Here is a 25,613-nt window from a genome sequence, read left to right as displayed (position 1 = left end):
AACCGCACACACTTTTCCTCATCCCGCTCTGGCCGCTCAAGCGGCGGCCAGCAGGCCTTGCTTCAACGGCGCCCAGGCTTCGCCGATGACGACGGAAGCAGGTGTCGCCGTCATCTGCGACGGGTGTGCATCGGGGTTCGCTGCGAGATAAGTTTTCACAAGGTGATAGCCGATCGTATAGCCGGCCCAGCGCGGCAGCGCACGATCGCAGCCAAAGAACCAGCCGGCATGATCATAGCCCTCCGCCCAGAGTTCCCGCTCGGCGCGCTCCAGCAAATCTGCCCAATCGCCCGCTGCAATCGCGTGGTTCCAAGGATGGCCGTCGCCGCCATTGATCTCGACATCGAAGGCATCCGCAAGGCCCTCGGTGACCAGAGCTTCGCCGAGCTTGGAGCCGTAGCCGCAGGTCGCGTGGCGGAAGGAATGATGCAGCTCATGCGTCAACATTCTCCGCAACTCGCCGGCGGCAAGGCTGGCATGGAAGTTCTCGTTGTCGGGGTCGAGCGTCAGGTAGACCAATCCTCTGCGATAGCAGCTACCGGCCACACCCAGTTCGGGAATGGTCTCTCCCGGCCTGTTTTCGACGACGATATCGATGGGAGCGGCACTGTCGGCGGCAGGAACACGCGCGCCGACCCGCTCGGCCGTCTCGTCCACCTGGCGCAAAATCTGTTCGCGCCAAGCGGCAAGCGATCCATAGGCCTCAAGGAAGTGAACACGCAGGTCCAGCATCTGGCGAATCTCCCGTCATCGACATCACTCTACCGCGCGGCAAGGTAAGCATGCGGCCGGTGATTGCAACGCCGAGCGAGAGAAGGTTTCAACCTGCAAGCGAACCTGCGGCAAAAGGCGCAGGTCGGATGGCCGCCCTCGGCACCCGCCTGACGCCAAAAGCGGCACCTATGCCGATCAGGACCGGATCGTCGTAGCCGATCACGGCGATGCCTGTGGCAAGGTCGCGCAAGGCGCCTTGCCAGCGCCGCTCGTTGTCGCGACTGACATTGGCCGAGATGACGACCGGGGTCTCGCCGGATAATCCCTCCGCCTGGAGGCGCGCGGCGATAGCAGGTGCAGTGCGACCGCCCATGTAGAAGATCGTCGTGGTCTTCGGATCGGCCAAAGCGCGCCAGTCCATGTCCGACGGCAAACCGCCATGACGGGAGTGGCCGGTGACGAAGCGCACCGCCTGGGCATGGTCGCGATGGGTGAGCGACAGGCCGAGACGCGCCGCCATGGCGCTTGCGGCGGTGATGCCGGGCACGACATCGACCGGGATCCCTTCCTGCTCCAGACGGGCGATCTCTTCGCCGGCACGGCCGAAGATCATGGGATCGCCGGCCTTCAGGCGAACGACACGTTTGCCGGCGCGCGCCAGCGCCACCATCATGTCGTTGATGTCCTCCTGCCGGCAGCTCTCGCGCCCGCCGCGCTTGCCGACCAGCATGCGCTTGGCCTCGCGCCGGGCGAGCTCCAGAACCTCGTTCGAAACGAGATCGTCGAACAGGATGACGTCGGCGGCTTGTAGGGCCCGTACCGCCTTCAGCGTCAGATACTCGCTGTCGCCGGGGCCAGCGCCGACAAGCGTCACGCGACCGGTGGCGGCATGGTTCGCCGACAAGCGCTCCATCTCCGCCACCAGCCGCGTCTCGACACCCTCCTCCGGTGTCGCTTGAAAAGCGAGATCGACGAACCGCTCCCAGAAGGCGCGGCGCGGCGCGCCGGGCTTGAGCCGGGCATTGACCTTGTCTCGCAAAGCCTGCGCCAGCGCTGCCCAATCCTTCAGCACCGGCGGCAGCAGCGTCTCGATGCGCCGGCGGATCGCCTGGGCGAGGATGGGTGCCGCACCATCGGTCGAGATCGACACCACGACCGGCGAGCGGTTGACGATGGAACCGAACTGAAACTGGCAGAAAGCGGGCTTGTCGATGACATTGACCGGTACGCCGGCCTGTTGCGCCGCCGCAAAAAAGGCTTGCGCTTCGTCGTCGCTCTCGCAATCGGCGACCGCAAGCGCGGCACCGGCAAGCACATTCGCCTGCCAGCTCTCGCGGTGATGGACGAGACGACCAGTGGGATGAGCGGCGCCCTGGCTGATCAAAGCCGCGCAGACCTCGCCGAGCTCTTCCTCCGGCGCATAGATATGAACCTCGGCGCCGCAGGCGGCCAGCAGTTCCGCCTTCCAGGCCGCGGCATCGCTGCCGCCCGCCACCACGACACGCTTGGCTTCGAGCGACCAGAAGACCGGCAGCTTGGCAAGCGCGGCCATGCTCACCGGCTCGCGGCGCGATTGAATTTCATTCCGCAGCGGCAGCAAGGCATCCATCGACGATCCCCCTGATCTCGGCGCGGCAGGAGCCGCAATTGGTTCCGGCGCTCAGCGCCCGCCCGACAGCTTCAACCGAACGGCAGCCGCCGCGGACAGCCGCGACGATCTGATTGACGCCGACATTGAAACAGGAGCAGACGGTCGCGCCGGGGTCCGGCCGGTCGGCGCCCGGCCGGCCGGCAACGAGCGCAAAGCGCGTGCGCAGGTCCGTATGCGAGGCGCTCAGCTGTTCGACCGCCCAGTTGCGGGCTACGGCGACGGGTTCAGGTGCGAGAAACAGCGCCAGCAGCAAGCGATCGCCGTCGAAGAAGGCGAGCCGTCTTTGGCCGGAGGGCCCATCCGCATAGCCGATCGGCTCGATGTCCCCAGTAAGGCCAAAGGTCTTCCGGCACCAGGCGACCCAATCCTCCGGCGTCGTCTCTGCAGCAAGTTCCAGACGCCAACCGCCCCTCGCCTTGGCGACGGCCCAGTAGCCGAGATCGAGACCCGAGGGTTTCGACGCGCTGACCGCAAAGCCGTAGGTCGAAGCGGAAAAACGGCGGATCGCAACGGCGGCATTTTTCGAGGCCGGCTGGCCCGAGACCGGATCGGTAACCGGCGGGACCAGCGCATCGATGCGCGCCTTGGCGGCAAACTGGTCGTTCCAGTGCATGGGCACGAAGAGATTGCCACGCGCCTGGCGCTCAGTGATGAGTGCGCGGACGATCGCCGAGCCGTAAGGGCTCTCAAGGGAAACGAGATCGGCGGGGGCGATGCCAAGATCCATCGCGTCACGCGGGTGGATCTCGACGAAAGGTTCGGCGAGGTGGGCGGAGAGGCGCGCGCTCTTACCGGTGCGGGTCATCGTGTGCCAGTGGTCGCGCACGCGGCCGGTGTTCAAGGTCAAAGGGAAGCCGCCACTGACGCGGGCCGGCACGGCGCTCGCAACCGCGACGAAGCGGGCACGCCCATCCGCGTGGAAGAAGCCACCATCGGCAAAGAAGCGGGTCTCGCCCTCTGGCTTCCCCAGCGATTGCGGCCATTGGAACGGCGCGAGCGCGTCGTAGGCCGCAGCATCGATCTCCGCATGGGCGCCGATGTCGAAATCGCGCCGCCCGTCATTCTCGAACGCCGAAAGACCAGCATGCTCGGCGAAGATTTCTGAGGGTGAGGTATAGGCGAAGGCACCCTGGAACCCCATACGGCGCGCCACTTCGTTCAGCTGCCACCAGTCGGCGCGGGCCTCCCCCGGGGCCGCGAGAAAGCCGCGCTGACGGGAAATGCGGCGCTCGGAATTGGTGACCGTCCCGTCCTTCTCGCCCCAGCCGAGCGAGGGCAGGAGCACATGGGCGTGACGGGTGGTGTCGGTCTCCTGGAGCACATCGGAGACGACGACGAAGGGACAGGCCTTGAGTGCGGCCTCGACGGCGTCGGCATCCGGCATGGAGACCACGGGATTGGTCGCCATGATCCAGATCGCCTTGATCCGGCCGTCTGCAACCGCACGAAACATGTCGACCGCCTTCAGCCCCGGCCTGGTCGCGATCGATGGCGCGCCCCAGAAGCGGCGCACCTGATCGCGGTGCCCGGCCTTTTCGATGTCCATATGGGCGGCAAGCATGTTGGCGAGGCCGCCGACCTCGCGGCCGCCCATGGCATTGGGCTGACCGGTCAGCGAAAACGGCCCCATGCCCGGCCGGCCAATGCGGCCGGTGACGAGATGACAGTTGATGATGGCGTTGACCTTGTCGGTGCCCGAGGAGGACTGGTTGACGCCCTGGCTGTAGCAGGTGACGACGTTTTCCGTCGTTTCGAACAGGCGGAAGAAGGCGGTGATTTCCGACGGTTCGAGCCCGGTCGATTGTGCCAAGGCGGACTCGTCAAGCGCGCTCGCCGCTGCGAAGGCTTCGGCGAAGCCGCTGGTATGGGCAGCGATAAAGGACCGGTCGTTAGTGGGGCTGGCGGCCAGATGGGCGAAAAGGCCGTTGAACAGCGCCGCGTCGCCATCCGGCCGGATGGCAAGATGCATGTCGGCGATATCGGCGGTCATCGTGCGGCGCGGATCGATCACCACCACCCGCATCTCGGGCCGCGCCGCCTTTGCCGCGGCAAGGCGCTGGTAGAGCACCGGGTGGCACCAGGCGAGATTGGAGCCCGTCAGCACCACGAGATCGGCAAGCTCCAGATCCTCGTAGCAGCCCGGCACCGTGTCCGAGCCGAAGGCGCGGCGATGACCGGCGACCGAGGAGGACATGCAGAGCCGCGAATTGGTGTCGATGTTGCCCGAGCCGATGAAGCCCTTCATCAGCTTGTTGGCGACGTAATAGTCTTCGGTCAGCAACTGCCCGGAGACATAGAAGGCAACCGAATCCGGCCCATGTTCTGCGATCGTCTGAGCGAAACGTGTGGCGACGATATCGAGCGCCTCGTCCCAGCCGGCCTGCTTGCCGTCGACCTCGGGGTAAAGAAGCCTGCCGTCTAGATCGAGGGTCTCGGCCAACGCCGAGCCCTTGGAGCACAGCCTGCCGAAATTGGCAGGATGCTCGACGTCGCCGCGAACGGAGACGGCGCCGTCCTCGGCCACCGTCGCGATAACACCACAGCCGACACCGCAATAGGGACAGGTGGTTCTCGTCTCAGAGGGCATTGCCTGTCCTCCTCCGGCATCGAGGCGCTGTTGAACCGGCGCCCTGAAGCCCTTCCTCCGTCATTCCTGTGCTTGTGACAGGAATCCAATCACGCGAAATCTTTCGCGTGATGGGTCCCCTTCGCGCCGTGGACGCGGCGCTGCTGGATCCCTGTGACAAGCACAAGGATGAGGAAGAGCGTGAGGTAGCGCGCAAGAGAACAGAACGGGGAACGCAATCATCCATGCGATTACTCCGCCGCGATCAGCAGGCTTTCGAGTGCGATGAACAGCGCGCCGCCGTCGTTGCGCACCGGGATCGTGCGCACTGCGCCGTCGTCGGCGCCGAGCGCCTTGCCGGTTTCGAGCGAGATCACCCAATTGTGCAAGGGGCAGGTCACCGCCGTGCCGTGCACGATGCCTTGCGACAGCGGTCCACCCTTGTGCGGGCAATGATCCTCGATGGCGAACACCTCGTTTTCGCCCGTGCGGAACACGGCGATCTTGCCCTGGGGTGTCTTCACGCAACGCGCGCCCCTCAGCGGAATGTCGGAGATGTCGCCGATTGAGATCCAGTTCATATCCATCCCCTCACTCCGCGGCTTCTGAAAAACCGACCGTCGCCATCGGCCGGAACTCGTGCTTGTCCTTGCCGGAGACGCGCTCCGACCAGGGATCGACCTGGGCGAATTTCTGGCTGAAGACGAAGCGGTCGAAATAGGCCTTGCGCTTGTCGGCATCGCCCATGATCTGGCGGCGGATTTCGTCTAGGCCGACGCGTTTCGCCCATTTGTAGATGCGCTCGAGATAGCGGGCCTGTTCGCGGTACATCTGCGTCAGCGCCACGATATGCTCCAGCGCCTCGTCTTCGGTCTTCACCAGCCCGAGCACCTCCGTACCCTTGATGTCGAGCCCGGCAGCACCGGCGAAATGGATCTCGAAGCCGCTGTCGACGCAGACGACGCCGATGTCCTTGCAGGTGGCTTCCGCGCAATTGCGCGGACAGCCGGAGACCGCCATCTTCAGCTTGGCCGGCGTCCACGAGCCCCACATGAACTTTTCGATGCGGATGCCGAGCCCCGTCGAATCCTGGGTACCGAAGCGGCACCAGTCGGAGCCGACGCAGGTCTTCACCGTGCGCAGCCCCTTGGCATAGGCCTGGCCGGAGACGAAGCCGGCCTTGCCGAGATCCGCCCAGACCGCCGGCAGGTCTTCCTTCTCGATGCCGAGCAGGTCGATGCGCTGGCCTCCCGTCACCTTGACCAGGGGGATATCGAACTTGTCGACCACGTCGGCGATCGCCCGCAATTCCCCGGAATTGGTGACGCCGCCCCACATGCGCGGCACCACCGAATAGGTGCCGTCCTTCTGGATATTGGCGTGGACGCGCTCGTTGATGAAGCGCGACTGGTAATCGTCGGCATATTCGTCCGGCCAGTCGCAGACGAGATAGTAGTTGAGCGCCGGGCGGCACTTGGCGCAGCCGCAGGAGGTCTTCCACTCCAGCTCCTGCATCACGGCGGGAATGGTCTTCAGCCCCTTGGCCTTGATCAGCCGGCGCACGTCGTCATGGCCGAGCTCGGTGCAGGTGCACATCGGCTGGACGGCAGCGGGATTGTAGGTGTCTCCGAGCGTCAGCGACATCAGTTGCTCGACGAGGCCGGTACAGGAGCCGCATGAGGCGGACGCCTTGGTATGGGCGCGCACGTCGTCGAGCGAGGTCAGGCTCTTGGTCGCGATCGTCGAGACAATCTTGCCCTTGCAGACGCCGTTGCAGCCGCAGATTTCCGCATCATCCGGCAAGGCTGCAACGGCCGCCATAGGGTCCAGCGGCGACCCTCCCTGATAGGCCTGGCCAAAGATCAGCGTGTCGCGCATTTCGGTAATGTCGGTGCCACGCTTCATCAGATCGTTGAACCAGGCGCCGTCGCCGGTCTCGCCGTAGAGCACCGTGCCGATGATGCGGTTCTCCTTGAGCACCAGCCGCTTGTAGATGCCGGCGGTAGCATCGCGAAGGACGATCTCCTCGCGTCCGTCGCCGTCGGCGAAATCGCCGACCGAATAGAGGTTGATGCCGGTCACCTTCAGTTTTGTCGGCGTATCGGAATGGACAAAGGCGGCGCTGCGATCGCCGGCCAGGTGACGCGCGGCAACCCGCGCCATCTCATACAGCGGCGCCACCAGGCCATAGACCATGCCGCCGACCTCGGCGCATTCGCCGAGCGCCATGATGTGGCCGTCGGACGTCTGCATACCGGCGTCGACGACGATGCCGCGGTTGGTGGCAAGCCCCGCCTCCTTGGCAAGGCCGACATTCGGTCGGATGCCGACCGCCATCACGACCAGTGTCGCCGGGATGATCCGGCCGTCGTCGAGTTCAATGCCCTCGACCTTCTCGTCGCCGACGATCCGCTTGGTATTCGCTTTGGTGATGACCTTGATGCCACGCTCTTCGACCGCCCTCTGCAGCAGGTAGCCGGCGGACGGGTCGAGCTGCCGCTCCATCAGCGTCGGCATGACGTGCAGGACGGTGACGTCCATGCCGCGTGCATTGAGACCGGCTGCCGCTTCGAGGCCGAGAAGACCGCCACCGATGACGACAGCCTTTTCGCGCGACTGGGCCGCAAGCAGCATCGCCTGCACATCGTCGAGATCGCGATAGGTGATGACACCGCGCAGGTCCTTGCCCGGTACCGGAATGATGAATGGCACCGAACCGGTCGCGATCACGAGCTTGTCGTAACTCTCGGTGACGCCATGGTCGGAGGTGACGGTCTTGGCGTCACGGTCGATGGCGATGATCTTGTGGCCCTTGTAGAGCGTGATCTCGTGCTTGATGTACCATCCGTCGCCGTGGATGATGATCTGCTCGTAGTCCTTCTCGCCCGAAAGCACCGGCGACAGCATGATGCGGTCGTAGTTGACGCGCGGCTCGGCGTTGAAGATCGTCACCGCGTATCGGCCCGAGGCCTTCTCGAAGAGTTCTTCCAGCATGCGGCCCGGCGCCATGCCGTTGCCGATGATCACGAGCTTTTCAGTGGTGTGTTCAGCCATGGGATCACTCCGCAGCTTCGACGAAGCGGTGGCGCTCGTAGAGGAACTTGAGCACGGCTTCGCGGCATTTGAGGTAGGTTCGGTCACCGGCAAGCTCGATGCGGCGGCGCGGGCGGGCGAGCGGCACGTCGAGGATCTCGCCGATGCGGGCCGATGGGCCGTTGGTCATCATGACGATGCGATCGGAAAGCAGCACCGCCTCATCCACGTCATGGGTGATCATCAGCACCGTGTTGCCGAGCTCGGCATGGATCTGCATCACCTGGTCCTGCAGATGCGCGCGGGTCAGCGCGTCCAGCGCACCGAAAGGCTCGTCGAGCAGCAGCACCTTCGGCTCCATGGCAAGCGCGCGGGCGATGCCGACGCGCTGCTTCATGCCGCCGGAGATTTCGGACGGGCGCTTGTCCGTCGCATGCGCCATCTGCACGAGTTCAAGATTGCGCATCGTCCAGTCGTGGCGCTCGGCCTTGCTCTTGGTGCGCGAGAAGACCTTGTCGACGCCGAGGCGGACGTTCTCGTAGACGGTCAGCCAGGGCAGCAACGAGTGGTTCTGGAAGACGACGGCGCGGTCCGGCCCCGGCTCGTCAGCGACCCGGCCGTCGAGCAGCACGACGCCGGTCGTCGCCAGCGTCAGGCCGGCAACGATGTTGAGCAAGGTCGACTTGCCGCAACCGGAATGGCCGATGATCGAGATGAACTCGCCCCTGTCCACAGAGAGCGACACCTGTTTCAGCACTTCTGTGCGCACGCCGCCGCGTTCAAAACTCTTGTCGATCAGTTCCAGCGAAAGATAGCTCTTGGTCATGGCTTTCCCCTCTCTCAAGCGGTTGCGGTGCCGCGGGTGACAACGCGGCCGACGAGGGCGATGAGGCGATCGAGCAGGAAACCGACGATGCCGACATAGATCAGCGCGACGATGATGTCGCTGATCAGCGAGGAGTTCCAAGCGTCCCAGATGAAGAAACCGATGCCGACGCCGCCGATCAGCATTTCAGCCGCGACGATCGCCAGCCAGGAGAGGCCGATGCCGATGCGCAGCCCCGTGAAGATGTAGGGGGCGGCGGCCGGCAACATGATCTTCGAAAAGTACTCAAAGGCGTTGAGGCGCAGCACCCTGGCGACGTTCTGATAATCCTGCGGGATGTTGCGGATGCCCACAGCGGTATTGATGATGATCGGCCAGATGGCGGTGATGAAGATCACGAAGATCGCCGAGGGGTTGCCGTCTTGGAAAGCAGCCAGTGACAAAGGCAGCCATGCAAGCGGCGGCACAGTGCGCAGCACCTGGAAGATCGGATCGAGCCCGCGCATGGCAAGCTGGCTCTGGCCAACCAGCGCGCCGAGCGCGATGCCGACGACCGCTGCGAGCGCATAGCCGACCGCGACGCGCTGAAGGCTCGCCGCGATATGCCAGAAGAGACCCTGGTCGACGCCCTGGCCGATATAGAAGGGATGGGCGATGAGCTCCCAGCTTTCCTCCAGCACCCGCGCCGGCGACGGCAGGCTGGAATCGGGCGCCGAACAGACAACCTGCCAGGTGATGAGGATCAGCGACAGCGTGACGATGAGCGGCGCGATGTTCGCGGCACCGGCGGCGAGCCTTTCGAGCAGCGGACGGCTGCTTCCGGGTTTCGCCGAGCGGGTAAAGGCGATCACGCGCGCGGCAGGTCGCGGCGCCGACTGGCCCTTGAGTTTGAGGTTGGTGACGGTCATGCCGTTCTCCTTGGTATTCGAAAGCGGATGCTGGCGGGCCATGCCGGCCAGCATCGGCGATGGCTCAGGCGACGCGCGAGATCGAAAGGCTCTTGAGGTAGGCTTGCGGATCCGCGGGATCGAAGATCTTGCCGTCAAAGAATTTTTCGACGCCACGCGAGGTGGAAGCCGGCACGTCGGTGACGCCCAGATCCTTGGCGGCCTCACGCCAGATATCCTCGCGGTTGACCTTGGCGACGAGCGCCTTGACGTCGGTATCGGGCGCAAACTTGCCCCAGCGGATATTCTCGGTGAGGAACCAGGTATCGTGGCTCTGGAAGGGATAGGAGGCGTGATCGCGCCAGAACTTCATGAAGTGCGGGCTCTGTTCGACGACCTTGCCATTGCCGTAGTCGTACTCGCCCTTGAGGCGATCAACGATGTCCTTCGGCGGCACGTTGAACCAGCTACGCTTGCCGACGATCTTCGCCAGTTCGTCCTTGTTCGCCATGTCGTCGCACCATTGCGCCGCCTCCTGGATCGCCATGGTAAGCGCCCTGGCAGCACGCGGATTCTTCTCCACCCAGTCGGCGCGCATGGCGAAGGACTTTTCCGGATGCTCGTTCCAGATTTCGGCGGTGTTGACGGCGGTGTAGCCGATCTTCTGGTTGACGAGCTGCTCGTTCCAGGGCTCGCCGACGCAGAAACAGTCCATGGTGCCGACCTTCATGTTGGCGACCATCTGCGGCGGCGGCACGACGATGGTTTCGACATCGCTATCGGGATCAATGCCACTGGCGGCGAGCCAGTAGCGGATCCAGAGATCGTGGGTGCCGCCGGGGAAGGTCATAGCCACCTTGGCGGCGGCACCTTCGGCCTTCTTTTTGGCGAAAGCTTCCTTGAGCGCGGATGCATCGAGGCCGACCTTGAGGTCGGCATAGGCCTGGCCGACCGAGATTGCCTGGGCATCGAGGTTGAGGCGCGCAAGGATCGCCATCGGCAGCGGCTGGTTGTTCTGAGTGACCTTGCCGGTCGAGATCAGATAGGGCATCGGCGTCAGGATATGGGCGCCGTCGATGCCGGCGCCGGCGGAGCCGAGCACCAGGTTGTCGCGGGTCGTGCCCCAGGAGGCCTGCTTGACCACCTCGACTTCGGTCATGCCGTATTTGTCGAAGAGGCCCTTCTCCTTGGCGATGATCAGCGGTGCCGAGTCGGTGAGCGCGATGAAGCCGAGCACGGCCTTGGTGGTTTCCGGCCCGGAGCCTTGCGCAAAGGCACCGGATGGGAAGGCCGACTTGACCGCGCCGAAGAGCGCAACGGTCGCGGTGGTCTTCAGCAGGCTTCGGCGGGTCAGACCGCCGGTCGAAAACTTGGTCATGCGCAGGTTCCTCTGCTGGCCGGATAACGGACATAAAAAAACGCCGCTCGGTGCTTGCGTCCGGGATCGGGAGGAACCCTCGGAAAACAAAAACCTTGCGACGTCGGTGTCGTTGGCAAACGCGATCTGGCGTTTGAGATAGCTTCAATCGCCGTTGACCGAAGCATTTCTAGAAAAGCAAGGGCCGTGCCAGTTCGCCGCCACGCCCCTTAGTGGTTTGAATTCAAATCGTAATTTCCGGATGCAGATGCGGCGCCCATAAATGCGCCTATTGTAGACTCTGCTGAATTATTGTGCGGTGCACACATTCCGCATCGGGATTCTGCACAAACATGGTGCGCCATCCTCAACCCTCCTGCTCGACCGAAACGCTCTCCGCCAAAGCGCGAACGGGGAAAGTGCGAACATAGGCCCCGATATCTGCGGGATCGAAAACGTGCCCATCCATGAAGCGTTCGCCCGGCCTCTCGCCTTCGACACGAATAGCGGGAGCGGCGGGAGCGGCGGCCTCGCCGAGCGCGTGGCGATAGAGGTCGGGGCGATAGGCGGCAGCCGCCAGCGCCTGCATCTCGGGCGATAGCCGCACCTGTCCCCAGCGCGCCATCTGGCTATAGATCCAGAGCGCCTGGCCGGGACGGGGGTAGTTGGCGTGGTCGCGATGAAAGACGAAGTAATCATCGATCACACGCCTGTTGCCGGCCGCGTCGATGGCGAACTCTCCGGCGAGAACCCGGCGGATGATTTCGATCGGGGCACCGATGTAACGGGGGGCGGCAAGCAGTTCGGCAAGCGTGCCGCGATTGTCCGGCTCATCACACCAGCGCGCCGCCTGGTCGAGCGCCAGAAGCAGGCGCGATACGGTCTCGGCGTTGCTCTCCGCCCATTCGGGCCGCATGCCGATCACCTTTTCCGGCGCCAATGGCCAAATGTCCTGCTTGGCGGCGACGATGCGCCCGAGTCCACGCTCGGAGGCCACCATGTTCCAGGGCGCGCCGACGCAGAAACCATCGATGGCGCCGGCGGCAAGGGCATCCGAGGTCAACGGCGGCGGTACCACCACAAGCTTGACGTCGCGGTCCGGATCGATGCCGCCTGCGGCAAGCCAGTAGCGGACCTCGTAATTGTGTGAGGAGAAGGGATAGGTGACGCCGAGCCTTGGCGCCGCCTCGCCGCTTTGGCGCATGCGGGCAAGCACCGCGGCGAGCGCACGCGCATGGGCGAGCGCATCCTCTACTTCGCCAAGGGCGCCTTCCTCCTGCATGCGGGCGAAGAGCCGGTTGGAAAGCGTGATCGCATTGCCGCCGCGCCCGAGCGAGAAAGGGGCGATCGTCGGCGAAGGATTGGAGCCGAGGCCGAGCATGGCGGCGACCGGCATCGGCGAGAGCATATGGGCGATATCGAACTGACGAAAGGCGAGGCGGTCGCGTACATTGGCCCAGGAGACATCCTTGACGAGATCAAGCGTCAGCCCCTCCTTGCGCGCGAAGCCAAGTTCCGCCGCCACGATCAGCACGGCGGCATCGACCAGCGGAATGAAGCCGGCGCGGATCGTCCGTGCCCCCTCGCCGCCCAGTCTCACCGGCGCCGGCAGCCCGTCACCCATCGCCGCTCCGGGTCGCGAATTGTCGATGGTCGTCATGATGTTCACTCCGGTGTCTCCTTCCGACAGCATCGGAAACCGCGCTCTCACATCAGCAGGCCCGCGGCCGTCACCACGCTCTGCGCGATCTCCGACATCTTCTTCTTTTCGTTCATCGCCGTCTGGCGCAGCAGTGCGAAGGCCTCGTCCTCTGAAAGCCCGCGCATCTTCATCAGGATGCCCTTGGCGCGCTCGATCACCTTTCGCTCTTCCAGCGCCGATTTCGCATCGGCGAGCTCGCGCTGCAGCCGGCTGAAGGCATTAAAGCGGCTGACGGCCATGTCGAGGATCGGTTTGACGCGTTCCTTCTTCAGCCCGTCGACCACATAGGCGGAGACGCCCGCCTCCACCGCCGCCTCTATCGACGCCGTATCGGAGCGGTCGACGAACATGGCGATCGGCCGCCCGACGGTGCGGGTGAGCTGGAACAGATGCTCCATCATGTCGCGGTTGGGGTTTTCGATATCGATGACGATGACATCGGGCCTGAGCGTGTCGATGGTGCGCGCGACGCCCTGGACCTCGTGAATGACTGTGACCTTGCGATGACCGGCCTCATGCAAGCCTTCCTCGATGATCGAGGCGCGGATGGCGTTCTCGTCAATCACGAGAATGGTGAGGTCCCGGTGCGTCATCGCTCGATCATGATGCAGCGCAGCATTTTTCGCAACAGGATTTGCCTAATGTTTTGACATTTGTATTAGATGCATAAAATTTAGGCGAAACGCCAATCGATTGGGCGAGGTTGAGGACGATAGCGGGATGCGGTCGGACGATGTAAAAGACGTCGTAGTAAAAGGAGCGGCGCGCGGATGGCAAAGGGTCAGTTCAGGATGCTGCGCAGCGCTACCGCGGGCATTGACGCGGTGGAGGCGGAAACGCGCCATTCCTTCGCCCGCCATACCCACGACCAGTTCGGCATCGGCCTCATCTACCAGGGCGCACAGAAATCGCTCAGCGGCCGCGGCATGGTCGAGGCCGGCGCCGGCGACATGATCACCGTCAACCCCGGCGAGGTGCACGACGGCGCACCGATCGGTGACGCCGGCCGTTCCTGGCGCATACTCTATTTCGATCCTTCCGTCATTGCCACCGCCGCCGCGGATATCAGCCAGGGCCGCTCGGACGCTGGAGAATTTGCCTCACCGGCTTTTAAGGACGCCGAAGCGGCAAACCAGTTCCGGGCACTGTTCACGGCGATCACCGGTCCCGAAGCAGAGGATGAGACGATCCGGCGCGAGGAGCAGCTTCTGCTGCTGCTTGCGAACGTTCTTGGCACCGGGAAACCCCAGCATCACGAAAGGCCGGCAACCGTCACCGCTGCAAAAACGATGATCGACGACGATCCGACGGCGACGATCACGCTTACCGACCTCGCCGCCGAGGCGAGGCTCAGCCGCTTCCAGCTGGTGCGCAACTTCGCGAAAGCGGTCGGCCTGACGCCGCATGCCTATATCGTCCAGCGCCGCATCGATCTCGCCCGCCGACTGATCGGCGCAGGCACACCGCTGGCAGAGGCCGCATTCGCGGCCGGCTTTGCCGACCAGAGCCACATGACGCGCGTCTTCGTCAGCAAATACGGCCTCTCGCCCGGCACCTATGCCGAGGCCAGGAAGTAACACCCGCAATTCCGTTCAAGACCCGTCTCCCCCTCCGGCGCATTGCTCAACCTGCGCATCGACAGCGCGGCACTGCAACGGAGAACGGACATGTCGGAAAAATTTCAGGGCTATCTCTATCTGTCGCTGGCGATGATCCTCGTCGGCAGCACGGTGATCGCCAGCAAGATCATTGCCGCCGGGCTTGCGCCCTTCACCGCGACAGCTCTGCGCTTCGCCATCGCCTTCCCGCTGTTCCTGCTCTTGATGCGACTGACCAAGACGCCCTGGCCGAAACTCGGGTGGCGCGACTGGCTGATCCTCATCGCCCAGGCGGGTGCCGGTAGCGTCGGCTACACCACCCTGCTGATCGCCGGCCTGAGCCTGACGTCCGCAACCGACGCAGGCGTGGTGATCGGGACCCTGCCGATCGTTTCCGCCGCAATCGCCATCCTGCTTCTCGGCGAGCGCCCCGACCGCCGGATGCTTGCGGCGATCGTGCTCGCCGCTGCCGGCGTGCTTACCATCGTCTTCAAGCCCGGCGAAGGCGCCGCGCACTCCCCGTTCGGCATCGCCCTCATCTTCGGCGCCGTCATCTGCGAGGGCCTGTTCATCCTCATCAACAAGCGCGTCAGGGCCGAGATCTCTCCGCTTGCCCTTTCGACGCTGATGGCAGGTCTCGGCCTCGCCGTCGCCCTCATCCCCGCGCTCTTCGAGGCACCTTCGGCCGCACGGATCGACAAGGGCGCGATCGTTGCGGTTCTCTACTATGCGCTCATTCCGACGGTGGTGGGCTTCGTGCTCTGGTATGCCGGCTCCGCAAGGGTGAGCGGCACCGAGGCTTCCGTCTTCACGGCGCTGGCGCCTGTCTCTGCCGTGCTCTTTGCCTTTCTTCTGCTCGGCGAACCGGTCGGCACCCATCAGTTGCTTGGGATCGGCTGCGTGCTCGCCGCCGTACTTGGCCTGACCGTGCCCCAGATCCGCGCCAGCCGAAGGACAGCGCGCGCCTTTCAGGCAGGGAAGGCTTGAGCCAGAATGAACGCATCTAATCCGAGGGCCTCCATGCACTTCCAACACGCAGACGATATCTGGCGCGACTTCCCGGAGCTCAACGTCGGCGCACTCTTCATCGACAACGTACGCAGCGAAGTTTCGGTCGAGGACCATGTTCGCCGCTTCCAGGCGATCGCAGAGGACCGCCTCGGCGCCGGATCGGAAAGCGATCTGCCGGAAATCCAGGCATGGCGCCGAACCTTTGCCAGGATGGGGCTGAAGCCGACACAGTATCGCTCCGCCTCCGAGGCGCTGCTCCGGCGCTTCCGGAAAGAAGGCAGCCTGCCGGCGATCCATCCGCTGATCGATCTGTGCAACGCCGCCTCGCTCGCCTCCGCGATTCCCATCGCGGTCTTCGACCTTTCGAACGTCAGCGATTTTCTGCACGTCCGCCGCGCGGTCGGCAACGAGACCTATCTGACCTTCGCAGACGAAACGGAAAACCCGGAACCCGGCGAAGTGATCTTCGCGGATGCCGAAGGACGGGCCCATGCCCGGCGCTGGACCAACCGGCAGAGCGGCCATTCGGCGATCCGGCCGCAGACGGCGCATGCGCTGATCGTTGCCGAAGCCATGCACGAAACGGCGCGAGAGGACGTCGCGCGTTTGATGACTGCGCTTTCGGAAGCGATCTCTGCAGCTTGGAGCACTCGCCCGAGCATGGCCATGCTGGATCGCTCGTCACCGCGTTTCGATTTTTCGATTTAGGGAAGTCGTTCCGACACGGCGCGGCAGGCGCCGGAAAACCGGCCGATGCCTCAGGCACCGGCCGGACGAGAAATCGATCACGCCGCCTTGGCGACGTGATACTCCTTGATCGCGACCATCTTAATCGCCGGATAGCGTTCCGCCTCGTAGCGCAGCGAGAAGCTGTCCTGCGCCAGGAACACCGGGTCGCCATCGAGGTCGCGGGCGATGTCGCCGCGACGGGCCGTGACGAACTTGTCGAGTTCGGCAGGCTGATCAGCCGAGATCCAGCGGCAGACCGAGAAGCGCGACATTTCGAAGGAAACCGGCAGGCCGTATTCGGCGCTGAGGCGCTCCTTCAACACGTCGAGCTGCAGCGCGCCGACGACGCCGACGATTGCCGGCGAGCCGTCTTCGGGCGAGAAGAGCTGCACGACGCCCTCTTCCGCCATCTGCTGCAGCGCTTCCTTCAGCTTCTTGGCCTTCATTGCATCTTCCAGACGCACGCGGCGCAGGATTTCCGGCGAAAAATTCGGCACGCCCTGGAACACCAGCGACTCGCCCTCGGTCAGCGTGTCGCCGATCCGGAGCGTGCCGTGGTTGGGGATACCGACGACGTCGCCGGCATAGGCGGTGTCGGCGAGCTGGCGCTGCGACGCGAAGAAGAACTGCGGGGCACTGAGGCCCAACTGCTTGCCGGTGCGCGACAGCCGCGCCTTCATGCCGCGCTCCAGCTTGCCGGAGCAGACGCGGGCAAAGGCGATACGGTCGCGATGGTTCGGGTCCATGTTGGCCTGGATCTTGAAGACGAAGGCCGTCATCTTGTCGTCGGTGGCGTGCACGGTGCGGATATCGGCCACCTGGTCACGCGGCGGCGGTGCGATGTCGCCGAGCGCGTTGATGAGATCGCGCACACCGAAGTTGCGCAGCGCCGAACCGAAGAACACCGGCGTCAGGTGACCTTCGAGGAAAGCCTTCTTGTCGAAGGGCTTGCAGGCCTCGATCGCCAGCGTCAGCTCGTCGGTGAAGACGTCGCGCTCGTTTTCCGGCAGGCGATGGGAGGCCATCTCCGGACCGTTGACTTTGGTCGGGATTTCCTGCGTGTCGGAGCCGCGCACGGTGTCGTGGGCGAGATTGTAGGAGCCGCAGAAGGTCTTCGAGCGGCCGATCGGCCAGGTGACGGGCGCGCAGTCGAGCGCCAGCTTTTCCTCGACCTCGTCCAGGATCTCGAAGGGATCGCGGCTTTCGCGGTCCATCTTGTTGACGAAGGTGATGATCGGAATATCGCGCATGCGGCAGACTTCGAAAAGCTTCAGCGTGCGCGGCTCGATACCCTTGGCGGCGTCGATGACCATGACCGCGGCATCCACCGCCGTCAGCGTGCGGTAGGTGTCGTCGGCGAAGTCTTCGTGACCGGGCGTATCGAGAATGTTGAAGACGTTGCCGCCATATTCGAAGGTCATCACCGAGGTGACGACCGAGATGCCGCGCTCGCGCTCGATCTTCATCCAGTCCGAACGGGTCTGGATCCGATCCTTCTTGGCCTTGACCTCGCCGGCGAGCTGGATGGCGCCGCCGAACAGCAGCAATTTTTCGGTGAGCGTGGTCTTACCGGCGTCCGGGTGGGCGATAATCGCAAATGTGCGGCGGCGGGAGACCGCCTCGGCGAGAGTTTCAGCCATGTCGTAGAATCCTGTGAGTTGCCGCGTCCTTTACAGGCTCGGCCCCGATTATGCAATTGACCGAGGCGCCCGCCGCCCGGCTTATGCGGTCATGAGCACGCACCCATCCGAATCCCGCCCGACCCTCAACCTTGTTCGCCTGCCGCATGGCGAAGGCCTCGAGTTGCCCGCCTATGAGACGGCAGGCGCCGCCGGCATGGATCTGCGCGCAGCCGTTCCCGGCGATCGGCCGCTCATGCTCACCCCGGGCAAACGCGCCCTCGTTCCGACCGGCTTCATCTTCGAGGTTCCCGTGGGCTATGAAGCGCAGATCCGCCCGCGCTCGGGCCTCGCCTTCAAGCACGGCATCACCTGCCTCAACACACCCGGCACCATCGACAGCGACTATCGCGGCGAGGTGAAGGTGCTGCTCATCAATCTCGCTGACGAAGACTTCATCATCGAGCGCGGCATGCGCATTGCCCAGATGGTGATCGCGCCGGTCACGCAGGTGACTGTCCGCGAGAGCGACAATGCCAGCGAGACGACGCGCGGCGCCGGCGGCTTCGGCTCGACCGGGGTTTAATCTACGCAATTCCGGACGGAAAACCGCCTCACACTTTTCCTGGAATTGCTCTCGTCTACGCAATTCCGGACGGAAAACCGCTTCACACTTTTCCTGGAATTGCTCTCTTAAATTAACGGCGGCAAGCGGCGCTTGACCGGCGACGACTTGACGATCGAAGTGTTGGTCTGCGCCTTCTCGGCGATCCGGTCGAGGATCGTGTCGAGCTGCGCCATGTCGCGCACGAAGAGCTTGGCGATGAAGCAATCGTCGCCGGTGACCTTGTCGCATTCTACGATTTCGGGCGTGTCCTGGATCAGCCGCTCAACGATGTGCAGCATGCCCGGCATCGGCCGCACGCGGATGACCGCCTGCAGGGGATAGCCGACCTTCTGGGGATTGAGGGCGATGGTGAAGCCATCGAGAACGCCGCGCTCTTCCAGCTTGCGCAGACGATCCGCAGCACTCGGCGAGGAAAGGCCTGCCTCCTGCGCCAGCTCCTTCAGCGATACCCGGGCATTGGCTGCCAGAATGTCTAGGATCCGTCGGTCAATCTCGTCCAGCATCACGGCACCATAAGTCATAGTAACGAACAGAACTTCGATAATTAGGCAATATAACACAATTGCCTTCGTTCATCCATGGGAAAGGCTGCAAGCACCGGCTATTCTCCGATCACCAACATGGAGCGGCGAACATGAATACCGAACTCAAACGCGGCAGCATCGAGATGACAGCCGCGATGCTGATTTCCGGAACCATCGGCTGGTTCGTGCTGAAGTCGGGGCAGCCGGTGACGAGCGTCGTCTTCTGGCGCTGTGTCTTCGGCGCCGTGACACTCGTCGGCATTGCCTGGTTTCTCGGTCTGTTCGATCGCCGCCACTTCAGCCGACGGATGCTGCTGCTTTCGATCGTCGGCGGCGTCGCGATCGTCGTCAACTGGCTGCTGCTCTTCGCCGCCTATTCCCACGCCTCGATCTCGATCGCGACGATGGTCTACAACACCCAGCCCTTCATGCTCTTGGGGCTCGGTGCGCTCTTCCTCGGCGAGAAGATCACGGCCACCAAGATCTTCTGGCTGTCGGTCTCGTTTGCCGGCATGCTGGCGATCATTTCGGCCAAACCCGGCCACGGCTTCGCGCCGGAAAGCTATCTGACGGGTGTTGCGCTGGCGATCGGCGCGGCCTTCTTCTACGCGATCGCAGCGATCGCGACGAAGCTGCTCAAGGGTACGCCGCCGCATCTGATCGCGCTGATCCAGGTGATCACAGGCACCTTGATGCTGGCGCCGATGGCGCTCGCGGCGCCCGCCCCGTCTGGTGCCGCGCAATGGTCGATCCTGGTCACGGTCGGCATCGTCCACACGGGGCTGATGTATGTGCTGCTCTATGGCGCGATCCAGCGACTGCCGACGCATATGACCGGCGCGCTCTCCTTCGTCTACCCGATCGCCGCCATCGTCGTCGATCGCATCGCCTTCGGCCATCAGTTGCAACCGATCCAGATCCTCGGCTCGATCGCCATCCTCATTGCCGCCGCCGGCATGAATCTCGGCTGGAAACTTCGCCTGCCCTCTTCTATCAAGCGGGAGCGCGAAGGGAGAACCGCATGATCACCTGCTACCTGAAATACGTCATCGACCCCTACAAGGCCGCCGAGTTCGAGCACTATGCCAAGCTCTGGATTCCGCTCGTCAACCGTCTCGGCGGCACGCATCACGGCTATTTCATGCCGCATGAAGGGGCAAACAACATCGCGCTCGCGCTCTTCAGCTTTCCGAGCCTTGCGGCCTATGAAAGCTACCGCCAGGAAATGGCCGCGGATCCGGAATGCCAGGAAGCCTTCGCCTATGCCGAGAAGACGCGCTGCATCGTCAGCTATGAGCGCAGCTTCATGCGGCCGGTCTTCGAATAGTCCCTGGTCGATAAAGCGCGGATTAACGCCGCGCCTCCGATGCCATGCTCAGCGCGAAGCCGAAAAGCGCCGTACCCATGGCCCAGCGCTGCACCACCATGAACAGCGGTCGCCCGGCGAGGAAGGCCGCGATGCCGCTGGCGGCAAGCGCGATCATCGCGTTGACGGTAACGCTGGTCATGATCTGAATCGACCCGAAGACCAGCGACTGGCCGAGCACATTGCCGAGTTCCGGCCGGATGAACTGCGGCAGCAACGAGAGATAGAGCACCGCCACCTTGGGATTGAGCAGGCTCGTCAGAAACCCCATGACGAACAGCTTCTTCGGCCCATCCTTCGGCAGATGGCGGACCTGAAACGGCGAACGCCCGCCAGGCCGCACAGCCTGCCAGGCGAGATAGAGAAGGTAGCCGGCGCCGGCAATTCTCAGCGCATCATAGGCAAAGGGAACGGCGAGAAGCAGCGCGGTGATGCCGAGTGCGGCCGAAATCATGTAGACGACGAAACCGAGCGCAACGCCGCCGAGCGAGATCAATCCGGCGCCCGGCCCCTGGCTGATCGAACGCGAGATCAGGTAGATCATGTTCGGCCCCGGCGTCAGCACCATGCCGAGAGCAAGGAGGGCAAAGCCGATCATATCTTTCAACTCGGGCATGGAGAGGCGCCTTTCGCTCGTTTTCTGCAAGCTCTACCGATCCCGCGTCGGCGGACAACGCCAGACTTGTCACCCGATCAATTTTGTCGTCAGGCGCCTATCGGTCGTCGTTCCTTGATTTCCCTTTTTTGTCCGTCTGCGCTAGAAATCGGCATCACCATCGGAAGGAATGTCCATGACGCTCGCGGCTCTCGTTGCCTATAGCGGCGCACTCTTCATCGCTGCGGCCATACCGGGTCCCGGCGTGACGGCGCTCGTCGCCCGTGCGCTCGGCTCCGGTTTCCGCGAAACCTTCTTCATGGGTCTTGGCATCGTACTCGGCGACATTATCTACCTGACGGCTGTCGTGCTCGGGCTGGCGCTGATCGCCCAGACCTTCACCACGGTCTTCCTGGTCGTGAAATTTGCAGGCGTCCTCTATCTCGGCTACATCGCCTGGAAACTCTGGACCGCGGGGCTGCTGCCCGAGGATATCAAAGCGAAGCCGTCGACGAGTCCGGTGATGTCCTTCCTGTCCGGCCTGCTCGTCACCCTCGGCAACCCGAAGACGATGCTGTTCTATGTGGCGCTGGTGCCGACGCTGATCGACATCGCAGACATCGGCCCCCGCGACTACGGCCTTTTGCTGACGGCAACCTTCCTGGTGCTGTTGGCCGTGCTGGTTCCCTATATGCTGCTCGCGGCGCGCGCACGTCTGCTGCTCAAGCAGCCAAAGGCGCTCCGAACACTGAACCGGGTCGCAGCCAGCGTGTTGGCGGGAACGGCCGCCTATATCGCCGTCCGCGCGAGCTGAAAAAACTTTTCCTGAACAACAACTTCGCCGGTGCTTTTTCCTCCGGCGAATCGTCGCTGCGTGTTTGTCGTTCTGGAATTGAGCAGTCATTGTTCCTATTCTCATAGCTGACAGTTCACGCCCAAGGGAGAAACCCATGTCCGACACACGCAAGCCCGGCCGCGGCCGCGTCTATTCCTCGATCACGGAGACGATCGGCGATACACCCATCGTGCGGCTGGACAAGCTTGCCAAGGAGAAGGGCGTCAAGGCGAACCTGCTCGCCAAGCTCGAATTCTTCAACCCGATCGCCTCGGTCAAGGACCGCATCGGCGTGGCGATGATCGAGAGCCTGGAAGCCCAGGGCAAGATTACTCCCGGCCGCACGACCCTGATCGAGCCAACCTCGGGCAACACCGGCATCGCGCTCGCCTTCGTCGCCGCCGCCAAGGGCTACAAGCTGATCCTCACCATGCCGGAAACGATGTCGGTCGAGCGCCGCAAGATGCTGGCCCTCTTTGGCGCCGAGCTGGTGCTGACGGAAGGTGCCAAGGGCATGAAGGGCGCGATCGCCAAGGCGCAGGAACTGGTCGAGACGCTGCCCGACGCCATCATTCCGCAGCAGTTCGAGAACCCGGCCAACCCGGAAATCCACCGCAAGACGACCGCCGAGGAAATCTGGAACGACACCGAAGGTGCTGTCGACATCTTCGTGTCCGGCATCGGCACCGGCGGCACGATTACCGGTGCCGGCCAGGTGCTGAAGGCGCGCAAACCCTCGATCAAGGTGATCGCGGTCGAGCCGGAAGAGTCCCCTGTGCTTTCCGGCGGCAACCCGGGCCCGCACAAGATCCAGGGCATCGGCGCGGGCTTTGCGCCGGCGATCCTCGACACCTCCGTTTATGACGAGATCGTCACCGTCAACAGCGGCGAAGCGATCGAGGCTGCTCGCCTCGTCGCCAGGCTCGAAGGCGTGCCGGTCGGCATCTCCGCCGGCGCAGCACTGACGGCGGCGATCGAGGTTGGCCAGCGCGAAGAAAACGCCGGCAAGACCATCGTCGTCATCATCCCGTCGTTTGCCGAACGCTATCTCTCGACCGCGCTGTTTGAAGGCCTCGGCGGCTGATCGACAAGCCTTCTCCCACGAAAGGAAAGGGCGCCTCGCGGCGCCCTTTTGTTTCGAACCGACCTCTACGCCGCCGCCTGCAGCCTCTCGCCGGCAATGCGGTAGGAAATCGCTTCGGCCAGATGGATGCGGCCGACCGTCTGCGCGCCATCGAGATCGGCGAGCGTGCGTGCGACCTTCAGCACACGATGATAGCCGCGCGCAGAAAATTTCATCTTCTCGGCGGCATCCCGGAGGAGTTGCAGGCCGGCCGCGTCGGGCTCGGCGATCTTCTCGATCATCGATGTCGAACACCGGGCGTTGCTCGTCAACTCCGGATGACCGAGGGCAGCGAAGCGGTCGGTCTGCAGGGCACGGGCGCGGGCAACCCGACGGGCGACGACCTCACTGCTTTCGGCTGCAGCCGGCTTCAACAGATCGGCGGCACTGACGGCAGGCACGTCGATGCGGATATCGATGCGGTCCATCAGCGGGCCGGAGATGCGCGCCTGGTAATCGGTCATGCAGCGCGGGCCGCGGGCGCAGCTGCGTCCGGGCTCGCCGGCCATGCCACAGCGACAGGGGTTCATGGCGGCGACGAGCTGGATGGCGGCGGGATAGCTCACCCGGTGATTGGCGCGGGCGATGATGCATTCCGCGGTTTCGAGCGGCTGGCGCAGTGCGTCGAGCACCTGCGGCGTGAACTCCGGAAACTCGTCCAGGAACAAGACGCCATGATGGGCGAGCGAGGCCTCGCCGGGCTTGGCGCGCAAGCCGCCACCGACCATGGCGGCCATGGTTGCGGAATGGTGCGGCGTGCGGAACGGCCGCCGGTCCGAGAGTTTGCCGCCCGGCAACTGCCCGGCGATCGAGTGGATCATCGACACTTCGAGCAGCTCGGCCGGATTGAGCGGCGGCAGGATCGACGGCAGCCGTGCGGCGAGCATCGATTTCCCCGATCCCGGCGGTCCCACCATCAGCAGATTGTGGTTGCCAGCAGCAGCCACCTCCAGCGCCCGCTTGGCGCTTTCCTGTCCCTTGATGTCGGCGAGATCGGGCAGGTTGGCAGCGCCCGAGCGGATCGCGGCCTGGGGCCGCGACAGCACCTGCGTGCCGCGGAAATGATTGGCGATCGCGATCAGGCTGCGCGGCGCGAGAATGTCGATCTCCGCACCTGCCCAGGCCGCCTCCGCCCCGCTTTCGGCCGGGCAGATCAGCCCCTTGCCGAGCGCATTGGCGCCGATGGCGGCGGGAAGCGCGCCGGCAACGGCGGCAATGGTGCCGTCGAGATTGAGCTCGCCGATCACGACATAGGGCGCCAGCGCATCGCCGGGGATGGCCCCGAGCGCCGCCATCAGGCCGAGCGCGATCGCAAGATCGAAGTGGCTGCCCTCCTTCGGCAGATCGGCGGGGGCGAGATTGACGGTGACGCGCTTGGCCGGCAGCGCCAGACCCGAAGCATGAAGCGCTGCCTGCACCCGCTCGCGGCTTTCGGCCACCGCCTTGTCCGGCAGGCCGACGATCTGCATGCCGACTTTGCCCGGCGCGATCATCACCTGAACGTCGACCGGCAGACCCTCGATACCCTGAAATGCGACCGTGCTGACGCGCGCGACCATGGTTGCTCCCTCGCCCCGGGCGTCCCGTCATTACGGGCGCCGCAACCGCCTTGGGTTGCAAGACGGAGCCTTGCACGGTTCACGCACAAAAACAAGAACAATTACGGAACATCTGAGGCAAGACCTACGCGCTGCCGTTGGCAAGGGCGCACCCCCGCAGCCGCGGGCGGAAGCCGCGGCAATCTCCGTCATCCGGAGACAGGTTCTACCGGAAGCGCCGGATCAGGCGCGTTTGCGCTCGATCGCGTCCCAGAGCAGGCTCGCAACATCGGCGCCGCCAAACTTCTTGACTTCGCGGATGCCGGTCGGCGACGTGACGTTGATCTCGGTCATGTAGTCGCCGATGACGTCGATGCCGACGAAGAGGAAGCCGCGGGCTTTCAGCGCCGGAGCGATGCGGGCGCAGATTTCCCTTTCGCGCGCCGTAAGCTCGGTCGCCTCCGGCCGACCGCCGGCATGCATGTTGGAGCGCGCATCATGTTCGGCCGGAACGCGGTTGATGGCGCCGACCGGCTCACCGTCGACGAGCAGGATGCGCTTGTCGCCCTTGCGTACCGCCGGCAGGTATTCCTGGGCGATGAAGGGCTCACGGAACATCTGGCCGAACATTTCCAGAAGGGAAGACAGGTTGCGGTCGTCACGGGTCGAATGGAAGACACCGGCGCCGCCATTGCCGTAGAGCGGCTTCAGGATGATGTCGCCCATCTCCTGGCGGAAGCTGGCGATCTCCTGGGGGTCGCGGGTGATCAGCGTCTTCGGCATCAGGTCGGCGAATTCGGTGACGAAGATCTTCTCCGGCGAATTGCGCACCCAGGCCGGATCGTTGACAACCAGCGTCTTCGGATGCAGGCGTTCCAGAAGATGCGTCGAGGTGATGTAGCCCATGTCAAAGGGCGGATCTTGGCGGAGCAGGATGACGTCCATGGTCGACAGATCGACGCGTTCGGCTTCGCCAAGCGTGAAGTGATCGCCCTTGACGTCGCGCAGCGTCATCTGCTGCACGCTCGCATAGACCTTGCCGTCGCGCAGCGACAGTTTTTCGGGCGTGTAGTGGAAAAGGCGGTAGCCGCGCGACTGTGCCTCGAGGCTCATGGCGAAGGTAGAATCACCCGCAATATTGATGCCCGACACATGGTCCATCTGGACCCCGACATTGACGATTTTCGCCATCTTCCCGTCCCCTGTGGATCACGCCAAGCGTGATCGATTTCAAATCGTCAGAACGGAAGAGGACGAGAAAACCGCTGCCCTCTCCCGCACTGGAAAAGCCCTCGACATGTAGAATGCGGG

Annotated in this window: 23 protein-coding genes; 8 read left to right on the top strand and 15 right to left on the bottom strand. The window is 64.0% G+C overall.

Annotation, left to right across the window (positions count from 1 at the left end; translation table 11 throughout):
- Positions 1 to 36: 36 nt before the first annotated feature.
- From IB265_RS01445 to IB265_RS01400, 10 genes are all read right to left on the bottom strand, one after another.
- Entirely contained in the window at positions 37 to 732 is a 696-nt protein-coding gene (locus IB265_RS01445) for a DUF2268 domain-containing putative Zn-dependent protease (protein ID WP_112994153.1), read from the bottom strand.
- Between the two features lie 88 nt (positions 733 to 820).
- Positions 821 to 2,323, bottom strand: coding sequence for a siroheme synthase CysG (gene cysG / locus IB265_RS01440; protein WP_057247953.1), 1,503 nt, complete (start codon positions 2,321 to 2,323; stop codon positions 821 to 823).
- Positions 2,295 to 4,952: a nitrate reductase gene (locus IB265_RS01435; protein ID WP_057247952.1), complete on the bottom strand. Its 2,658-nt coding sequence runs from the start codon at positions 4,950 to 4,952 to the stop codon at positions 2,295 to 2,297. Before IB265_RS01435 ends, cysG begins: the two co-directional genes overlap by 29 nt.
- Before the next feature lie 230 nt (positions 4,953 to 5,182).
- The gene (gene nirD, locus IB265_RS01430; RefSeq protein WP_057247951.1) at positions 5,183 to 5,518 is read right to left on the bottom strand and encodes a nitrite reductase small subunit NirD; all 336 of its coding nucleotides are present in this window, start codon (positions 5,516 to 5,518) and stop codon (positions 5,183 to 5,185) included.
- Positions 5,519 to 5,522: 4 nt separating this feature from the next.
- The gene (gene nirB, locus IB265_RS01425) at positions 5,523 to 7,985 is read right to left on the bottom strand and encodes a nitrite reductase large subunit NirB (RefSeq protein ID WP_057247950.1); all 2,463 of its coding nucleotides are present in this window, start codon (positions 7,983 to 7,985) and stop codon (positions 5,523 to 5,525) included.
- A 4-nt stretch (positions 7,986 to 7,989) separates the two neighbouring features.
- On the bottom strand, positions 7,990 to 8,790 hold the full coding sequence (locus tag IB265_RS01420) for an ABC transporter ATP-binding protein (protein ID WP_057247949.1): 801 nt from the start codon (positions 8,788 to 8,790) through the stop codon (positions 7,990 to 7,992).
- Between the two features lie 14 nt (positions 8,791 to 8,804).
- Complete coding sequence (gene ntrB / locus IB265_RS01415; protein ID WP_082615709.1) at positions 8,805 to 9,698, bottom strand: nitrate ABC transporter permease; 894 nt, start codon at positions 9,696 to 9,698, stop codon at positions 8,805 to 8,807.
- A gap of 64 nt (positions 9,699 to 9,762) precedes the next feature.
- On the bottom strand, positions 9,763 to 11,055 hold the full coding sequence (locus tag IB265_RS01410) for a CmpA/NrtA family ABC transporter substrate-binding protein (protein ID WP_057247948.1): 1,293 nt from the start codon (positions 11,053 to 11,055) through the stop codon (positions 9,763 to 9,765).
- Between the two features lie 346 nt (positions 11,056 to 11,401).
- Entirely contained in the window at positions 11,402 to 12,703 is a 1,302-nt protein-coding gene (locus IB265_RS01405) for a CmpA/NrtA family ABC transporter substrate-binding protein (protein ID WP_082615708.1), read from the bottom strand.
- Positions 12,704 to 12,741: 38 nt separating this feature from the next.
- Positions 12,742 to 13,329: an ANTAR domain-containing response regulator gene (locus IB265_RS01400; protein ID WP_058324614.1), complete on the bottom strand. Its 588-nt coding sequence runs from the start codon at positions 13,327 to 13,329 to the stop codon at positions 12,742 to 12,744.
- Positions 13,330 to 13,506: 177 nt separating this feature from the next.
- Between IB265_RS01400 and IB265_RS01395 the strand changes: the two genes are divergently transcribed.
- From IB265_RS01395 to IB265_RS01385, 3 genes are all read left to right on the top strand, one after another.
- Positions 13,507 to 14,313 (top strand): AraC family transcriptional regulator, encoded by an 807-nt coding sequence (locus IB265_RS01395; RefSeq protein WP_057247946.1) that lies wholly within the window; start codon positions 13,507 to 13,509, stop codon positions 14,311 to 14,313.
- A 90-nt stretch (positions 14,314 to 14,403) separates the two neighbouring features.
- Entirely contained in the window at positions 14,404 to 15,321 is a 918-nt protein-coding gene (locus tag IB265_RS01390) for a DMT family transporter (protein ID WP_057247945.1), read from the top strand.
- Between the two features lie 33 nt (positions 15,322 to 15,354).
- A complete protein-coding gene (locus IB265_RS01385) occupies positions 15,355 to 16,053 on the top strand; it encodes a B3/4 domain-containing protein (RefSeq protein WP_057247944.1) in 699 nt (232 codons plus the stop codon).
- Positions 16,054 to 16,130: 77 nt separating this feature from the next.
- Here IB265_RS01385 and IB265_RS01380 read toward each other — a convergent pair whose 3' ends face one another.
- Entirely contained in the window at positions 16,131 to 17,714 is a 1,584-nt protein-coding gene (locus IB265_RS01380; RefSeq protein WP_057247943.1) for a peptide chain release factor 3, read from the bottom strand.
- A gap of 91 nt (positions 17,715 to 17,805) precedes the next feature.
- Here IB265_RS01380 and dut point away from each other — a divergent pair, with 91 nt between their 5' ends.
- Positions 17,806 to 18,279: a dUTP diphosphatase gene (gene dut / locus IB265_RS01375; RefSeq protein ID WP_057247942.1), complete on the top strand. Its 474-nt coding sequence runs from the start codon at positions 17,806 to 17,808 to the stop codon at positions 18,277 to 18,279.
- 107 nt (positions 18,280 to 18,386) lie between these two features.
- Here the strand turns inward: dut and IB265_RS01370 are convergent, their stop codons facing one another.
- Positions 18,387 to 18,824 carry an Lrp/AsnC family transcriptional regulator gene (locus tag IB265_RS01370; protein ID WP_057248242.1) on the bottom strand — a complete coding sequence of 146 codons (438 nt, stop codon included), beginning with the start codon at positions 18,822 to 18,824 and terminating at the stop codon, positions 18,387 to 18,389.
- Positions 18,825 to 18,955: 131 nt separating this feature from the next.
- Between IB265_RS01370 and IB265_RS01365 the strand changes: the two genes are divergently transcribed.
- Both IB265_RS01365 and IB265_RS01360 read left to right on the top strand, forming a co-directional pair.
- On the top strand, positions 18,956 to 19,870 hold the full coding sequence (locus tag IB265_RS01365; protein WP_057247941.1) for a DMT family transporter: 915 nt from the start codon (positions 18,956 to 18,958) through the stop codon (positions 19,868 to 19,870).
- Complete coding sequence (locus tag IB265_RS01360) at positions 19,867 to 20,172, top strand: NIPSNAP family protein (protein ID WP_057247940.1); 306 nt, start codon at positions 19,867 to 19,869, stop codon at positions 20,170 to 20,172. Before IB265_RS01365 ends, IB265_RS01360 begins: the two co-directional genes overlap by 4 nt.
- 22 nt (positions 20,173 to 20,194) lie before the next feature.
- Here IB265_RS01360 and IB265_RS01355 read toward each other — a convergent pair whose 3' ends face one another.
- Positions 20,195 to 20,827, bottom strand: a complete 633-nt coding sequence (locus IB265_RS01355; RefSeq protein WP_057247939.1) for a LysE family translocator — start codon at positions 20,825 to 20,827, stop codon at positions 20,195 to 20,197.
- Positions 20,828 to 21,002: 175 nt separating this feature from the next.
- On the opposite strand from IB265_RS01355, the gene IB265_RS01350 reads away from it, so the two are divergent.
- Together IB265_RS01350 and cysK are read left to right on the top strand one after the other, a co-directional pair.
- A complete protein-coding gene (locus tag IB265_RS01350) occupies positions 21,003 to 21,620 on the top strand; it encodes a LysE family translocator (protein WP_057247938.1) in 618 nt (205 codons plus the stop codon).
- Between the two features lie 136 nt (positions 21,621 to 21,756).
- The gene (gene cysK, locus IB265_RS01345; protein ID WP_057247937.1) at positions 21,757 to 22,725 is read left to right on the top strand and encodes a cysteine synthase A; all 969 of its coding nucleotides are present in this window, start codon (positions 21,757 to 21,759) and stop codon (positions 22,723 to 22,725) included.
- 65 nt (positions 22,726 to 22,790) lie between these two features.
- Here the strand turns inward: cysK and IB265_RS01340 are convergent, their stop codons facing one another.
- Complete coding sequence (locus IB265_RS01340) at positions 22,791 to 24,323, bottom strand: YifB family Mg chelatase-like AAA ATPase (RefSeq protein ID WP_113479344.1); 1,533 nt, start codon at positions 24,321 to 24,323, stop codon at positions 22,791 to 22,793.
- Positions 24,324 to 24,545: 222 nt separating this feature from the next.
- Positions 24,546 to 25,493, bottom strand: a complete 948-nt coding sequence (gene gshB, locus IB265_RS01335) for a glutathione synthase (protein ID WP_057247935.1) — start codon at positions 25,491 to 25,493, stop codon at positions 24,546 to 24,548.
- Positions 25,494 to 25,613: the final 120 nt, after the last annotated feature.

It is taken from the genome of Ensifer sp. ENS10 (assembly GCF_014852025.1).
GTDB lineage: Bacteria > Pseudomonadota > Alphaproteobacteria > Rhizobiales > Rhizobiaceae > Ensifer.
The sequence above is the reverse complement of the archived record's forward strand: the minus strand, read 5'-3'. Positions and strand labels throughout refer to the sequence as shown.